The following is a 16,205-nucleotide window of genomic DNA, read 5'->3' as shown; positions in this document are numbered from 1 at the left end:
CCTGCGATCGAGATGTAATACAGACGTTACCTGCAACGTCTTCCCTTAATGAACTTTTTACTTGCAAGCGAATACCTGAGGAGCTGAATTCATGTCTGATCTGTCCAGAAGAAAATTTATTATCACTGCTGGAACTGCAGCCGCTGGCACCGTTATTCTACATGGCTGCGGTGGTTCTTCCGGGGATCAACCCTCTTCTGGCGCTAGTTCTCCCAGTGCTGCACCCGCCAGTGTCAGTGCAGCAGATGCCCCAGAGACCACAAAAGCTAGATTAGGCTTTATTGCTTTGACCGATTCTGCTCCCCTGATCATTGCCAAAGAGAAGGGCTTTTTCGATAAGTATGGGATGAAAGATGTCGAAGTTGCCAAGCAGGCTTCCTGGGCGGCAACTCGGGACAATATCGTACTGGGTTCCGACGGGGGTGGTATTGATGGGGCTCACATCCTGACCCCCATGCCTTACCTGATTTCCACGGGAGCCGTGACGAATGGGAAGAAAGTTCCCATGTACATCCTGGCTCGGTTGAATACCAACGGACAGTGCATTTCAGTGGCCAATACTTACAAAGACTTAAAAGTCAATCTCCAGAGTACGCCCCTGAAAGATGCTTTTGCTAAAGCTAAAGCGGCTGGAAAAGACACCAAGTGCGCGGTTACTTTCCCTGGCGGCACTCATGATCTGTGGATGCGCTACTGGCTTTCAGCCGGTGGAATTGACCCGGATAAGGATGCCTCAACGATCGTCGTTCCTCCCCCGCAAATGGTCGCCAACATGAAAGTTGGAAACATGGAAGCATTTTGCGTCGGTGAGCCCTGGAATGCTCAGCTTGTCAACCAGGGACTGGGTTACACCGCCTTCACCACTGGGGAATTGTGGAAAGACCATCCAGAGAAAGCCTTTTCTATGCGAGCAGATTACGTGGACAAGCATCCCAAAGCAGCTAAAGCCCTGCTGATGGCTGTTTTGGAAGCTCAGATGTGGTGTGACAAGATGGAAAACAAAGAGGAGATGTGCAATATCCTCTCGAAGCGGGAATGGTTTAAGGTGCCAGCCAAAGACATTGTGGAGCGGGCTAAAGGGAAGTTTGACTATGGGGATGGACGGGTGGAAGAAAACAGTCCTTACCTGATGAAATTCTGGTCTGACAGTGCCTCCTACCCCTACGCGAGCCACGATTTGTGGTTCCTGACCGAGGATATTCGCTGGGGGTATTTGCCTGCCGATACCGATAGCAAAGCGCTGGTTAAAGCCGTCAACCGTGAAGACCTCTGGAAGGATGCCGCCAAAGCGATCGGCCAAGAAGCCGCTATTCCCAAGAGCACCTCACGAGGGATTGAAACCTTCTTTGATGGGGTGAAGTTTGATCCGGAGAACCCTGAAGCCTATCTCAAGAGCCTCAAGATCAAGAAGGTCAAAGCCTAATCAGCATCCACCGTAAAGGAGCGGACCAGTTACCCCCGTTAGAACTGTCCGCTCCGAACAAATTTCTGCAATTACACCTGACAAAGTACCTGAATACCCCCCATTTTTGCGAATCCCCCCTTGAGTTCGACACACATAGGAGATCCAGAGGATGACAACCAGCCTGGCAAAACCCTTAACCAATTCCGCTTTACCAAAACTCATCCTGACCTGGTTTCAGAAGCAAGCCAAGTATGTCATTCCACCCATTATTGCCGTCACCCTCTTCCTGGTCATCTGGCAAATTCTTTGCTCTGGACCGAAAGCTCCCCTACCAGCTCCTTTGACGGTTCTCACGGAAACCTGGGATCTGATTCGAGATCCCTTTTTTGATAATGGAGATACGGACAAGGGCCTGGGGCTGCAAATCTTTGCTAGTTTACAGCGGGTCGCGATCGGGTTCTCCCTGGCTGCGATCGTGGGGATTTGCCTGGGAATTCTCATTGGCCTGAACAAGTTTATGTTTTGGGCCTTAGACCCCATTTTCCAAATCTTACGCACAGTACCACCCTTGGCCTGGTTACCCATTTCCCTGGCGGCCTTTCGACAGGCCAACCCTTCAGCCATCTTCGTTATTTTCATTACAGCAATCTGGCCGATCATCATCAACACCACGGTTGGTGTCAAGCAGATTCCCCAGGATTACAACAATGTAGCCCGAGTTCTGCAACTATCCAGTCCAAAATACTTTTTCAAAGTCCTGTTTCCGGCTACCGTTCCCTACATTTTTACCGGACTACGAATTGGTATTGGCCTCTCCTGGCTGGCGATCGTGGCGGCTGAGATGTTGACTGGAGGGGTTGGCATCGGGTTCTTCATCTGGGATGCCTGGAACAGCTCTCGCCTGAGTGAGATCATCATTGCCCTGGTTTATGTCGGGATTGTCGGCCTACTGCTAGATAAAGTGGTTGGCTTTATTGCCACCCTGGTGGTGCAGGACGAGCAGAAGTAGGGGATGCGTCATCCCCCAGGCATAAAATTCGGCCTGAATACCCACATCCAGAAAGATCTTTATTTCCTCCATACCCAACTCTTACCTTTCATTAAGCTATGTCTTCCTTTGTTGAAGTAGACAACATTTCCCGGATTTTTTCCCTGCCTAATGGGGGGAGTTACGTTGCGCTGAGAAATATTGATTTCAAGATCCAGAAAGGGGAATTTATTTCCCTGGTCGGCCACTCCGGTTGCGGCAAGTCTACTCTACTCAACATCATCGCGGGACTCGACAAGCCTTCCCGGGGTGGAGTTGTTCTGGAAGGCAGGCAGGTGACCACACCAGGCCCCGATCGCATGGTGGTGTTTCAGAACTACTCCCTCCTCCCCTGGCTCACCGTGCGAGAGAATATTGCTCTAGCCGTGGATGAGGTGATGAGCAACCTGCCTCGGGGAGAGCGGCGGGGAATTGTGGAGCACCACATCGATATGGTGAAGTTACGCCACGCCGCCGACAAACGGCCCAGCCAGTTATCGGGAGGGATGAAACAGCGGGTTTCGATCGCCCGCGCCCTGGCCATTCGCCCCAAGGTTTTGCTACTGGACGAACCCTTCGGAGCCCTGGATGCCCTCACCCGCAGTGGTCTCCAGGATCAACTAATCCGCATTGCTGAGGAAGGCCAGCTCACCTGTGTCATGGTGACCCATGATGTGGATGAGGCGCTCCTCTTATCCGATCGAATTATCCTGTTAACCAACGGTCCAGAAGCCCGCATCGGCCAGATCATTGAGGTTCCCTTCGCTCGGCCTCGGGCGCGCATGGAAGTGGTGAACCATCCCAACTATTACAGTCTGCGGGCCGAAATCAACTACTTCCTCAACCAGCAGAAGAAATCCAAGCAACGGCAGATTAAACCCACAGGGGCGATCGCCCGCAATGGGTTAGAGAAAATCAACCTGGAAATTGGATTTGTGCCCCTGTCAGACTGCGCTCCCCTGGTCATCGCCAAGGAAAAGGGATTCTTTCAGCAGCATGGGTTAGAGGATGTGCATCTTTCTCGGGAACCGAGTTGGAAAGCAATTGCAGAAGGCGTTGTGAGTGGACGCCTGGATGCAGCCCAGATGGTCGCTGGCATGCCGATCGCCCTCACTCTGGGCATGAAAGGCAATGCCCCCGTTCCCATTACCTCTGCCCTGGTCCTCAGTCGTAACGGGAATGCGATCACCTTTGCCCGCCATCTATTTGAATCTGGGGTCCGGACTCTGGCCGACTTCAAATCCCTGCTGATCCGTACCCCCGACAAAATCCATACCCTGGCAGCGGTTCACCCGGCTGCCATGCAGAACCTCCTACTACGCTACTGGCTGGCATCCGGTGGCATTGACCCTGACGAAGATGTCAGCCTGACCATCATTCCCCCGCCCCAGATGGTGGCCACCCTGAAAGCAGGTAGTATCGATGGGTTCTGCGCTGGTGAACCCTGGAACACCCACGCGATCCAGGACCAGGCCGGATTTGTCATTGCAACCGATTTAGATCTCTGGGCTGGACATCCAGAAAAAGTTCTAGGCGTGAGGGAAGACTGGGCCAACGAGTATCCGGAAACCCATCTGGCCCTGGTCAAAGCCATGCTGGAAGCCTGCGAATATTGCGATGATCGGCGCAATCGGGAAGAAGTGGCCGAACTGCTCTCCCGCCCCGAATATGTCGGCTCCAGTCTGGCGCAGATTCGGCCCGGGCTGATCGATCCCTACGATCGGGGCACGGATGCCCCTCCCGAATATTTGTTGCGGTTCAACCAGTTCTTTGTCGATAAAACCAACTTCCCCGATCGGGTAGAGGCCCTTTGGACGATGACCCAGCTTGCTCGTTGGGACATTACCCCCTTCCCCCGCAACTGGGTAGAAGTGCTGGAGCGGGTGCGTCGCCTAGATGTGTTTGGAGCTGCAGCCCGTGACCTCGGATTTCCGGATATTGAACCCAATCGGGGTCCAATCCGCTTCTTTGATGGGGTCAGCTTTGACCCTGATGATCCGATCGGTTATCTCAAGTCCCTGGACATCAAACGGGAAGTCCACATTACAGAGATCGACCTGGATCCTCAACCTCTTGCTGCCACTCGCTCCTGATCTCTGCTGCCGTAAAGACGCGATTTATCGCATCTCTGTAACTTGTCTATCGCATCTCTGTAACTTGTCTATCGTGGCGGTCTGTCCCTATATCCCTATTACCCTTCAACCGATGCAGGAGACACGATGAATCGCGTCTCTACCGAATTTACTTTATGACTGATCCTATGCAAACCCTGAACACCCTCAACCTGTACCCGCCAACCGCTATCAATCGGGATCCTTACCTGGTGATTGAAAATGTCTCCAAGGTATATCCGACTCCTCAAGGTCCGTATATCGTTCTGGACGGGATCGATCTAACCGTCTATGAGGGAGAATTTATCAGCATTATTGGCCACTCTGGTTGTGGTAAATCGACTCTGCTGAATATGGTTTCTGGGTTCAACCGTCCTACCCATGGGGAAGTGCGCCTGGAAAACAAGCGCATCACTAAGCCAGGCCCCGATCGCATGGTCGTTTTCCAGAATTACTCGCTACTGCCCTGGATGAGTGCTTTCGATAATATCTATCTGGCTGTGGATTCGGTCTGGCCTGAAAAGCCCAGGGCTGAGAAGGTGGCGATCGTGCGGGAGCATCTGGCTCTCGTTGGGCTCAATGATGCAGCGAACAAAAAACCGAAGCAGCTTTCGGGTGGGATGAAGCAACGGGTGTCGATCGCCCGTGCTCTGGCTCTGCGTCCTAAGGTGTTGATTTTGGATGAACCTTTTGGGGCTTTGGACCCGATCACGCGGGAAGAATTGCAGGAAGAGTTGCTGAAAATCTGGACTGAGCATCAGGTGACGGTACTGATGGTGACCCATGATGTGGATGAGGCTCTGCTGCTGTCTGATCGTCTGGTCATGATGACGAATGGCCCTGCGGCGAAAATTGGGGAGGTTTTGCAAATCCCCTTTGCCCGTCCCCGCAACCGCAGTCGGGTCATGGAGGATCCCCATTACTACGAATTGCGAAACCACGCTATGGATTTCCTGTTCCGCCGTTTTGCCCATGATGTGGATTAGTCATTTGATGGCTGTGTAGCCATAACCACCCGTAAAGGCATTGCATGCAACGCCTCACCCATCTAAACCCACCCCGGCCCTGCGGGCCACCCCTCCCCAGAGGGGATGAACCCAATGACCAATGACTCATGACTAACGATGCAATCAAGACCCTCTGCCCTTATTGTGGGGTGGGCTGTGGCCTGGAAGTCCTGCCCATGGCCCCAGCGACCAATGGAACCCCGAATTGGAAAGTCAGAGGCGATCGCAGCCATCCCTCCAGCCAGGGTATGGTCTGTGTCAAGGGTGCGACTGTTGCTGAATCCATCCAGATCGATCGCCTGCTCTACCCGATGTGGCGAGACTCTCTGAGGGAACCGTTTCGCCGCATCAGTTGGGATGAAGCCTTCGATCGCCTCGTCCAGAAAATTCGGCAGGTGCAGGCAACTCAAGGAGCAGATGCTCTTTGTATGTATGGCTCCGGTCAGTTTGTCACAGAAGATTATTACACAGCCCAAAAACTAATGAAGGGCTGTCTGGGAACGAACAATTTTGATGCCAATTCTCGGTTGTGCATGTCTTCAGCAGTTTCCGGATATGTCCAGAGTCTGGGGTCTGATGGTCCTCCCTGTTGTTACGATGATGTGGAGCTGACGGATTGCGCTTTCGTGATTGGCAGTAACGCAGCGGAATGCCATCCGATCGTGTTTAATCGCCTCCGTAAACATCATAAGCAGAATCCAGATGTAAAGCTGATCGTGGTTGACCCGCGCCGTACCCCTACGGCTGAGGCTGCCGATCTCCACCTGGCAATTCGGCCTGGCACCGATATTGATCTGCTGAATGGTATTGCCTATCTCCTACTGCACTGGAGTATTGATGCTCCCTACAACTATCCCTACCTGGATTTTGGCTTCATTGACGATTGCACCGTGAATTTTCCAGCCTTTGCCCAGTTGATTCGTCATTATCAACCTGGTAAAGTGGCCGATCGTTGCGGTATCTCGGTCAGGGACCTGGAAATGGCGGCTCGCTGGTGGGGGGAATCCAAACGGGTCCTGTCTCTCTGGTCCATGGGCATGAACCAGTCCAGCGAGGGCACAGCCAAGGTCCGCTGCCTGATCAACCTGCACCTGATGACGGGTCAAATTGGCAAACCAGGTGCTGGTCCTTTCTCCCTGACGGGCCAACCGAATGCCATGGGGGGACGGGAGGCTGGAGGACTGTCCCATCTGTTACCGGGGTATCGGTTTGTCAGCAATCCCCAGCACCGGGCTGAGGTCGAGCAATTCTGGGGGCTCCCATCCAGGCAGATTTCCCCCCAGCGAGGCCGTACCGTCTGGGATATGATCACTGGCTTAGAAGCGGATGAGGTGAGTCTTCTCTGGATTGCAGCCACCAATCCTCTGGTCAGTCTGCCGGATCTGGAACGGACCAGAGCCGCTTTACAGCGATCGCCCTTCACAGTGTACCAGGAAGCTTACTATCCAACAGAAACGGCAGCCTATGCCCATCTCCTGCTCCCTGCAGCTCAGTGGAGTGAGAAGTCCGGCACCATGACCAATTCCGAACGCCGGGTCAGTCTTTGTCCCGCTTTCCAGAAGCCCCTGGGGGAAGCCCGGGAGGATTGGGCCATCTTTTGTGAAGTGGGTCGTCGTCTGGGTTTTACTGAGCAATTCCCCTTCCAGAGTGCCGCTGAGATTCACGCCGAATTCGTGCAACTGACTCGGGGTCGAGTTTGCGATATGAGTGGCATCAGCCACGATCGCTTGCAGCAGTCAGGCCCCTTACAGTGGCCCTGTCCGGATGAACTAGAGGCAACCCGGCAGAGCCAACGCCTTTATACCGATCTCCACTTTCCGACCCCGGATGGCCGGGCTCGATTTTTGGCTTATCATCCGCGCGGATTGGCAGAACCCCCGGACCCCAATTATCCCTATGTCCTGACTACAGGACGTTTATACGGCCACTGGCACACCCAGACCCGCACTGGGCGAACCGAAAAAATCTGCCAGATGCATCCTAGTCCATTCATTGAGGTGCATCCCCGGGATGCCTTGGAACTGGGTGTTCAGGATGGGGATCTGCTGGAGGTGCGATCGCGGCGGGGCATGGCCCGTTTCCCCGTTGTCGTTACCCGTGGCATTTCTCCTGGTACGGTTTTCGTGCCCATGCATTGGGGATCGCTCTGGGCCGATCGGGCTGAAGCCAATGCCCTGACTCATCCAGAAGCCTGTCCCGATTCCCATCAACCGGAGTTGAAAGCCTGCGCAGTGCAACTGATTCCCATAACCCCTACCTCTGTGGATCTGGATGTTGAAGTTGAACCTGCCCGACAGATCACAGGTGCTGTGACTTAGCGATATTTTCCATCAGGCCCAATCAATCCTCTTCCTGTCATTTCCTGATTGCTCCCTGAGGCGTGATGTACCCCTGATTGTTGTTAACTAAAAGAGGTAGATCTTCAATCCCTCGAACCAGAGGGCTAGAACCATGTGGCTGAACAAGCTGATCAATTTCTGGGGCAAATTAACCTGTGACGACAGTTTTATCAAGTTACTGTCTCAATTTGAAAAGTTAGTGTCCAGATTGCTTTCGATCGGCATGATTGTGGTGATTCTGGTAGCACTCTACGACTTAGGGTATTTTCTGGTTCAAGAAATTGCAACTCCTCCCTTTGGGTTCAACAGCATCACCCTGATTGAAATCTTTGGGCTGTTTCTGAATATTTTGATTGCCCTGGAAATTCTGGAAAACATTACCGGCTATTTAAAAGAGCAGGTAATTCAGGTAGAGCTGGTGATTGTGACCTCCCTGATTGCGGTCGCCCGAAAAATTATTATTCTGGATTTCCAGAAAACCACCGGCATTGAGTTAATTGGGTTGGCGATCGCCATTGCCTCCCTTGCTTTCAGTTACTGGCTAATTCATCGAACCAACCGGCAGTCATAATGGATCCATGACCCAATTTTTTCAATTTGAAGCAGATTTTGTTGATTCCTTACGCTGCATCCCCATGATGGTGCGCTACAAGCTGGATACAGCCGGTATCAAGCTGAAGTTGCAGCAGTGGAACCAATTCACTCCAGCCGATCGCCAAAGCCTGCTCGATCGGCCCTGCAATACAGAGTCAGAGGTACAGGTTTTTCAGACTTCCTTACAGCAGTTAATCCAGGAGCGTACCGGGGAAACCGCCACTGAACTCCCGATCGATCCCCATCCCCCCTGGCAGAACAGGAGCCAGATTCCACAGGAAGTCCAAGCGAAAGCCCAGGCGGCCAGCGTCACCATTACCCTAGAACAATGGGCTGCCCTGACTCCCCTGCAGCGATTTGCCCTGATCAAGTTGAGTCAATCGAGCCATGAAGGTGGCAACTTCAGACCAGCCTTGCGAGAGTTTGGGTTGTAATTCCCTGAAAATTACCCCCGTACCGCAGCCAGAACCACTCGCAACACATTGTCCCAGGTAGGTTTGGCTTCATACTGCAGATATCGCTGGGCCAGTTGCTTCAAGTTACGGTTGTCAGCAAACCAGGCTGGAGTGGGCCAGATCCGAAACGGAGCCCACATCACAGATTTCTGAGGATGATCGAAGAGATAGGCGTTATGGACCACCCCTCGACCGGAGCTGATCGCACCCAGACTGTTGCCTGGGAATGCCCCCCAGCTATGGACACTGAAATAGTAGATCATGCCTGGCCAGACATTCACGGCCACGCTGCCATAGCGCAGCTTGGCGATCGCCTGTTCCAGCTCATCAGCATATTGTTTTTGGGTGCGGGGATGGATCAGCAGCGCACAGGCCAGGGAGCCCCAGATTTGCCCATTGGCAAATTCGGTAGCCTGGTGCAAAAATTCTGCGGCTGTGGTGGCGGGTAGGGTCACCTGGGCCAGCACCCCGCAGAAGGGTTCTTCCTGCAGGGCATATTCTCCAGCAACAGGTACAACATCAGGAATCAGGGTCCAGGGCACGCTGTCGGCTATCCGGTTGCCGATCGCCTCGGCCTGGGGATAGCGATCCAAAAATGCCTGGTAACGCTGTTGGGCACCAGGATAGTACGCCTTGCGGGCTGGAGTTCGAGCCAGTTCCTGCCGCAACCGGGTCAGAAAAGCCTCCCGCTGGGGCCAGCCTGCTGCGACCACCAGCACTTTTCCGGCAACACAGTTGAAACTGGCGTTGTGGGCTACCATGGCAGCTACATGGCGGGCCTGGAAGGCAAGATCTGCCCCAGACCAGGAACCAGGCACCACCAGAATCGGAGTGATGTTGCCCAGTTCTGAGGTGATGGGTTTAGTGAGTAGGGGTCGCTGGCTCGCCTGCCGCTCCTGCCTCTCTTCAGGAGTGCTGCCCCAGACGATCGCATCGTGGGTATGGTGAGACCCCGTGATATGAACGGTCTCGATCTGGGGATGGTGGCAAAGATAATGGCCCAGATCTGCTGCCCCATAGACCACTTCAAAGAAACCATCGGCCCGCAAACTTTGAAACGCCTGCTCCAGAATCGGTCCCATATACTGGTTCACCGGATTCATCTTGAGCAACACCACCTGATTTTCCACAAACAGCTTGTAGAGGCTATCCATCGGGGCGATCGAGGAAATATTCCCAGCTCCCAGGACCAAAGCGACCCGACCCACCGGAGAAGATTCCCGATAAATCTGGCCCTGGGTGGCCGGTTGGCCGGGTTCACTCCAGACCTCTCCCTGAAAGCCTAACCACAAAACCTGATCCATCAGGTTGTCGGGAAATACCTGCGCCACGGATTGTCCATCAGGGCGGGTGGTCCAACGGACAGGCTGGGGCTGGCCCTGGGCCTGCAATGTCTGCATCAGCAACCGCAGGTTGGAAACCGTGGAACAGGGTCCAGCAATCCACTCTTCTCCAGCCAGTGGAGAGGCCGGGTCAATGGCTTTCAACTGGCAACTGGCCTCCACCCAGTCCTCGGCCACAGCCAGCACACCTTCAATGCAGCGCTGCAGATAGGTGATGCGATCGGGAATACTGAGCCTGGCCCAGGCCATTTTGCGATCGCAGAGAAGGGCGATTGCCACATCTACTTCAGCGAAGGTGGAAACTGGCAATCGAGATGAAGCCATAGCAGGACCGGAGGGGATAACTGGTTCCGATAACAAGATCATAAATCCTGTTCGGAGCCGATTTAACTCCAATTACGATCGATCTCCCAGATCAGCTTCATTGAGCCATCACAACTGGCTGAGCCTCTTTTGTAAGGCTGACCCTGACTGGAATCGCAATCAAAAACTCCGTTCCCTCTCCTGGCTTAGAGGTAACCTCCAGCATTCCCCCATGCTTTTCGACCACGATTTGACGGGCGATCGTCAGACCCAGACCCGTTCCCCGCTCCACTCCTTTAGTGGTAAACAGATGGTCAAAAATCCGCTGTTTCACCTCATCCGGGATGCCAATTCCATTATCCTTAATCCGAATCACCGCCTGCTGCCCATCCTCCGAGAGATGGGTCTGCACGATGATCTGGTTGGGCTGGGCCTGAATATCTTCGAAGCTGCGTCCGTGACTGGCCTCTTCCAGCGCATCGATCGCATTGGCCAGCAGATTCATGAACACCTGGTTCAATTGTCCAGCAAAGCACTCTACCGCAGGCAGGGGACCATAGTCTGTCATGACTTGAATCTCTGGCCGATGCTCATTGGCCTTCAAGCGATGTTTGAGAATCAAAATCGTGCTGTCGATCCCATCCCGCAGGTCGTAGGGGATGGGCCGATCACTATCGGCACGGGAGAAGGTTCGGAGGCTCGTGCTGATGTCCCGAATGCGTTTCACCCCCTCCCGCATGGACCCTACCAGTTTGGGTAAGTCTTCCCGAATGTAATCGAGGTCAATCGTTTCGATTTCTGCGTCAATGTCCGCATCAGCCTGGGGATACTTCTGCTGGTACAGATCCAGCAAGCCAAAAATATCCTGGATGTAATCTAAAGCGGGTTGAATATTGCCACTCAAAAACCCAACCGGGTTATTAATTTCGTGGGCCACCCCAGCCACCAGATTGCCCAGGGCAGACATCTTTTCACTCTGAATCATCTGGAGCTGAGCCTGTTTCAGGTCTGTGAATGCCTGCTGTGTTTTTTGATAAAGGCGGGCATTTTCAAGGGAAATGGCAGTCTGGGTACAGATGAGATTAAGTAGTTCTATCCGATCGTCTGTAAAGGCTCCGATCGTCAGATTATTTTCCAGATATAAAATCCCAATTAACTGCCCCTGGTGCAAGATCGGCATGCAGAGAAGGCTCTTCGGCGTGTGGCGCAAAATATAGGGATCAGCCGCCAGGGTCGGATGGGCCACCACATTCCAGATCACAGAGGGCTTGAGGGTATGTTTAACCGTGTTAATGAGAGAAACGGGCACGGCCTGACTGGATTCCATCGGCAAAGATTGCAGAATCCGATCAGGCTGTTCAAACTGGGCCAGGGCCTCAATCACCCAGCTTCCGTCCCTGGGCATCAACAATGCACACTGGTCTGCCCCGGCATTTTCCAACACCACCTGTAACAGGGTCGAGAGCAGCTTCTCCAGCTCAATTTCACTGGAAATCATTTGAAATACCTTCAGAATGGTATTCAGATCCAGCACCTCCAAGGCTCCACTGCTGCCGGAAGTAGAGGCTTTACTCGTGTGGGAAGAGGTGGCCAGAATCGTCTCAGTGACGTTGAAAGCCTGTTGCTGTTTTTGCAGCATCGGGGCCAGTAATTGGGGGTAGCGCTGTTCTAAATTCTCGACTTTAACTTTAGCTCCCCAGCGGCTATAGGCATAATAAGCCTGGGTCATATAGGATTGGGCGAGTTGTTCCTTGTCCCAGGCTAAATAGAATTGAGCCGCCAATTCATAGGCCAGGGCTTCATCCTGAATATATCCGTAGGTCTGGGCCAGTTGAATGGCTCGATCGTAGTGGTCGATCGTGGCGGCTTTATTACCTAGCACCCGTTGCCGTTCTGCTTCCACCAGATGGAACCGATGCAAATGGTTCGCGGGGACGTGATCGGCCCATTGTTGCAGTTTCTCCTGATGGTGGGCTACCCGTTCCAGGGCCTGGGTCCGCTCTGGTTCAGCCATGGCTGGCAGCAGAGCCAGGTCAACCAGCGATCGGTAGAAACAAAAGAGGGGAATAGCAAACATGCCCACCATGCTATCGGCGTAGGATTCTACCAGAGGAGCGTTTGCAGCAGCCTGCGGAGAGTCTCCCAATAGGTAACAAAGCACCATTTTGTTGTAGTACAGATAGTAAAGGGCTGCTCGAATATTGGCTGCCTGGAGCACTGGCACGGCCTGGGTTTCAGCGAACACCTCTCCCTCTAACCGACAGGGATCATCAGCGGCCTGCCCCAGTAAGTTCAAAACCGTTTGATGATAAATGGCCTGAAAATTCAGGGGTCCTTCCTGCTTCAGTTGCAGCAGCCCCTGACGGTAGGCGGCCATCTCCGTTGCCAGGGTGGACAGCTCATGACCCGCAAAGTAGGCATAGGCGCAGTACATCTGAGCATTTAAGGCACTGCTCTCCAGATCGCCCGTTTCCAACCCCACCTGATAGGCATCCTGGAGTTCGGACAGATGATTGCGGAGCGGCTCTTTCCAGTGGCTGATATAGCTATACACAATAAAGAACGTGCGGCAACGGGTTGCTTTGGACTGGAAGCGATCGAGAATATTCAGGGCCAGTTGGCCAAACTGATAGCCTGCTTCCAGATCCCCCACAATGCCACAGAGCACCAAACCATAATCCGCATAGGAGAAAGCTGAAATGGCACAATTACCGTAGGCGATGGACAAATTAATCTGCTCGAAGATGAATAAGGGCATCAACATGGGCATAGATTGATAGGCCGGTGCAATCAACTGAGTCAGAATTCGCATTGCTGCCAGCTTGATAGGATCCGTCATCACTGGTCCGTCCAACAGGCTGGCAATGGGACGATCTTTCCAGGCTTGCAGGGTTGTGTCCAGAGCCTGACCCACATCGGCCAGGGTGGGCTCAGCCGGAAAGGTCACCCCCAGAAGTTCGAGCAATTGCAGCCCAATCTGAATCGATGTCCGTAACTGACCCTGGCCTTTAGCCGCCAGCATCTTGATTTCATAAATTCGGACCTTATCCAGTAAGTCATTCGTATGGGCCAGGACGATCGCCGCCAGTTGCTCCATCCGTTCATAGTCCGTGCTCAGATAGGCCGCCTCCGCCGCTTCCTCATAAATGCTCCGAGTTAACTCCGGCTGCAACTGCCAGCTCCCTTTCGGCAGCCGCTCCAGGCAAATATCGAGATACTGAATGGCAGCCCGGTAGGCCGTGGCAGCTTTAGCCTTACGGGCTGCCGCCAGATTCAATTGCACCAGTTGATCCGGTTCTGAGGTTGCGGGCAATAAACGACGGCCCATGTTCAACTGATTCACAATTGCAAAGAGGGTTTCTTCCCGTTCTGTGACGGAAGTATTCTCCAGCAGCAGTTGCCCGATCTTTAAATGGGTGGCCTGTTTCTGCTCCTCTGGAATCAGCGAATAAGCCGCCTGTTGCACCCGATCGTGCAGAAACCGATAGGTCACATTCACGGTAGATGGGGTGGCAGATGGCGTATCCATCTGAGTGAAAAATTTGTAGACATCTGTCAGCGGCAGGATCAACCCCTCCTGCAGGGCTCTCCAGAGGGCGGATGCGGTTTGCTCTGGGGATGTTTCACTAACAATTCCCAGGGTCTGCAGATCAAACTGCGCCCCGATGCAGGCTGCTAGTTTCAGAGCATCCTGGGTAGCTGCAGGCAATTTCTGCAACTGGCGGGCCATAAACTCCACCACATCATCCGTTAGGGCCAGGGTTCTGACCTCGGCAATATCACACTGCCAGTGCCGCACTTCCCAGTTAAAGGTGATCAGTCCATCCTCATGCAACGCTTTGAGAAATTGGGTCGCAAAGAAGGGATTGCCCTGGGTCTTTTGCCGGACTAATTCGGTCAATGGCTGGGCCAGAGCGCGATCGCAGTTCAATGTATCCGCCACCAGGTAATTCATATCTTCTGGTGCTAAGGCTTGCAGCACGATCGTCTGCACCGTTGCACCAGACTTCTGAATCCCATCCAGGGTCAACATGAGGGGATGGGCTGGAGAGACCTCATTATCCCGATAGGCCCCAATGACCAGCAGATAGCCTGCATCCTGCATCAACAATTGCAGCAACTTCAGAGACGCAGAATCAGCCCACTGCAAGTCATCTAGAAATAGAACCAGGGGATGGTCGGCAGTGGTAAAGACCTGGACAAATTTCTGGAGCAAGAGATTGAAGCGATTCTCGGAGGCTATCCCGGTCAGTTCTGGGGTAGCTGCTTGGGGGCCGATAATCCGTTCTAATTCTGGAATTACCTCAACCAGGACCTGGCCATTATCTCCCACCGCATCCAAAATTTTGGTTTTCCAGCATTGCAGTTGGGCATCAGATTCAGCCAGCAACTGTCCGATTAAATCCCGAAACGCCTGCAAGCAGGCACTAAAGGGAATATCCCGTTGGAACTGGTCATACTTGCCCTTGATAAAATAGCCCCGCTGTTTGACGATCGGCTTATGGACTTCATTTACCACCGCAGTTTTGCCAATCCCAGAAAAGCCCGCCACCAGGACCATTTCCGTGGCACCCAGGCTGACCCGATCGAAGGCCTGCAGTAACCCGGCCACTTCTGTCTGCCGACCGTAGAGCTTTTCGGGAATCAGGAACCGATCACAGAGGTCTTGCTGGCCCAGCTCAAAGGGCGCAATCTGGCCAGTCGTCTGTAATTGGATCAGGCATTGCTCTAAATCATGGTGTAATCCTGAGGCGCTTTGATAGCGATCTTCGGCATTCTTCGCCATCAACCTGCGGATGATTTCAGCCAGTGCTGTGGGCAATGCCGGATTCAGATGCTCCACAGGCATCGGTTGTCTGGCCAGATGACAATGGACCAGCTCCATCGGGTCATGGGAGGTGAACGGCAACTGCCCGGTCAGCAGCTCATAAAAGGTCACGCCCAACGAATAAAAATCGCTCCGGTAATCAATCCCCCGATTCATCCGTCCCGTCTGTTCAGGGGATAGATAAGCCAGGGTTCCTTCCAGCGCATTGGCTGTTTGAACCTCCTGGGTTTCACGGGACAGCAGGGATGAAATACTGAAGTCAATCAGTTTGACCTGGTGGGTAACTGGATGGATGAGAAGATTAGCTGGCTTGATATCTTTGTGGATAACCCGTTGATGATAAAGTCCATCTAATATAGTTGCAATTTGCAGAGAAATATTTAAAAAAGTGAGGAGATTCTGTGATTGTCCACCTAAGTTGCCGAGTTGAGAGAGCATTGTCTTCAGCGAAATGCCCCCGAAATCTTCCATAATCAAAGCATAGGAATTTTTGTGAGGTTCCAGGGCCAGCGGTTTGACCACACCAGGCAGATCAAGATTCCTGGCAATTGTATACTGATTACGAAATAAAATTAGGTCATTAAAGCTGGGAAAGGGATTCCGCAACAGCTTGATGACCACCGGAGTTTGATCCTGATCGCAAACACCCCGATAAACTAACGTGCGAGAGCCTGCATAAAGTTGTTCGACAATTCGATATCCGGACAGATGATTGACTGCATTCATAATTCATGTCTCTAGGCAACCTTACATATCACAATCTCCTTTATCTTGCCCAAAAAACTATTAAAGA

General features: G+C 53.0%; 9 protein-coding genes. 7 read left to right on the top strand and 2 right to left on the bottom strand.

Going from position 1 to position 16,205, the window contains the following annotated elements; translation table 11 throughout:
* Nucleotides 1–91 precede the first annotated feature (91 nt).
* From BST81_RS13625 to BST81_RS13595, 7 genes are all read left to right on the top strand, one after another.
* Nucleotides 92–1,423 (top strand): CmpA/NrtA family ABC transporter substrate-binding protein, encoded by a 1,332-nt coding sequence (locus BST81_RS13625; RefSeq protein ID WP_075599019.1) that lies wholly within the window; start codon nt 92–94, stop codon nt 1,421–1,423.
* Nucleotides 1,424–1,574: 151 nt separating this feature from the next.
* Nucleotides 1,575–2,414, top strand: a complete 840-nt coding sequence (gene ntrB / locus BST81_RS13620; protein ID WP_075599018.1) for a nitrate ABC transporter permease — start codon at nt 1,575–1,577, stop codon at nt 2,412–2,414.
* 98 nt (nt 2,415–2,512) lie between these two features.
* Nucleotides 2,513–4,525, top strand: a complete 2,013-nt coding sequence (locus tag BST81_RS13615) for a nitrate ABC transporter ATP-binding protein (RefSeq protein WP_075599017.1) — start codon at nt 2,513–2,515, stop codon at nt 4,523–4,525.
* 155 nt (nt 4,526–4,680) lie between these two features.
* Nucleotides 4,681–5,529, top strand: a complete 849-nt coding sequence (locus BST81_RS13610) for a nitrate ABC transporter ATP-binding protein (protein WP_216351321.1) — start codon at nt 4,681–4,683, stop codon at nt 5,527–5,529.
* 128 nt (nt 5,530–5,657) lie between these two features.
* The gene (locus BST81_RS13605; protein WP_075599016.1) at nt 5,658–7,868 is read left to right on the top strand and encodes a nitrate reductase; all 2,211 of its coding nucleotides are present in this window, start codon (nt 5,658–5,660) and stop codon (nt 7,866–7,868) included.
* A gap of 133 nt (nt 7,869–8,001) precedes the next feature.
* The gene (locus BST81_RS13600) at nt 8,002–8,460 is read left to right on the top strand and encodes a phosphate-starvation-inducible PsiE family protein (RefSeq protein ID WP_075599015.1); all 459 of its coding nucleotides are present in this window, start codon (nt 8,002–8,004) and stop codon (nt 8,458–8,460) included.
* 7 nt (nt 8,461–8,467) lie between these two features.
* Nucleotides 8,468–8,917, top strand: coding sequence for a nitrate reductase associated protein (locus BST81_RS13595; protein ID WP_075599014.1), 450 nt, complete (start codon nt 8,468–8,470; stop codon nt 8,915–8,917).
* Between the two features lie 11 nt (nt 8,918–8,928).
* Here BST81_RS13595 and BST81_RS13590 read toward each other — a convergent pair whose 3' ends face one another.
* Both BST81_RS13590 and BST81_RS13585 read right to left on the bottom strand, forming a co-directional pair.
* Nucleotides 8,929–10,605 carry an aldehyde dehydrogenase family protein gene (locus BST81_RS13590; protein ID WP_075599162.1) on the bottom strand — a complete coding sequence of 559 codons (1,677 nt, stop codon included), beginning with the start codon at nt 10,603–10,605 and terminating at the stop codon, nt 8,929–8,931.
* Between the two features lie 97 nt (nt 10,606–10,702).
* Entirely contained in the window at nt 10,703–16,138 is a 5,436-nt protein-coding gene (locus BST81_RS13585; RefSeq protein WP_075599013.1) for an ATP-binding sensor histidine kinase, read from the bottom strand.
* Nucleotides 16,139–16,205 lie beyond the last annotated feature (67 nt).

Origin of the sequence: Leptolyngbya sp. 'hensonii' (genome assembly GCF_001939115.1) — a bacterium.
Lineage (GTDB): Bacteria > Cyanobacteriota > Cyanobacteriia.
This window is presented reverse-complemented; position numbering and strand designations above follow the sequence as displayed.

Coding starts and splice junctions, on each gene's coding strand:
- BST81_RS13610 (WP_216351321.1), top strand. CDS start 4,681: ATGACTGATCCTATGCAAACCCTGAACACCCTCAACCTGTACCCGCCA.
- BST81_RS13585 (WP_075599013.1), bottom strand. CDS start 16,138: ATGAATGCAGTCAATCATCTGTCCGGATATCGAATTGTCGAACAACTT.
- BST81_RS13625 (WP_075599019.1), top strand. CDS start 92: ATGTCTGATCTGTCCAGAAGAAAATTTATTATCACTGCTGGAACTGCA.
- BST81_RS13595 (WP_075599014.1), top strand. CDS start 8,468: ATGACCCAATTTTTTCAATTTGAAGCAGATTTTGTTGATTCCTTACGC.
- BST81_RS13615 (WP_075599017.1), top strand. CDS start 2,513: ATGTCTTCCTTTGTTGAAGTAGACAACATTTCCCGGATTTTTTCCCTG.
- ntrB (WP_075599018.1), top strand. CDS start 1,575: ATGACAACCAGCCTGGCAAAACCCTTAACCAATTCCGCTTTACCAAAA.
- BST81_RS13590 (WP_075599162.1), bottom strand. CDS start 10,605: ATGGCTTCATCTCGATTGCCAGTTTCCACCTTCGCTGAAGTAGATGTG.
- BST81_RS13605 (WP_075599016.1), top strand. CDS start 5,658: ATGACTAACGATGCAATCAAGACCCTCTGCCCTTATTGTGGGGTGGGC.
- BST81_RS13600 (WP_075599015.1), top strand. CDS start 8,002: ATGTGGCTGAACAAGCTGATCAATTTCTGGGGCAAATTAACCTGTGAC.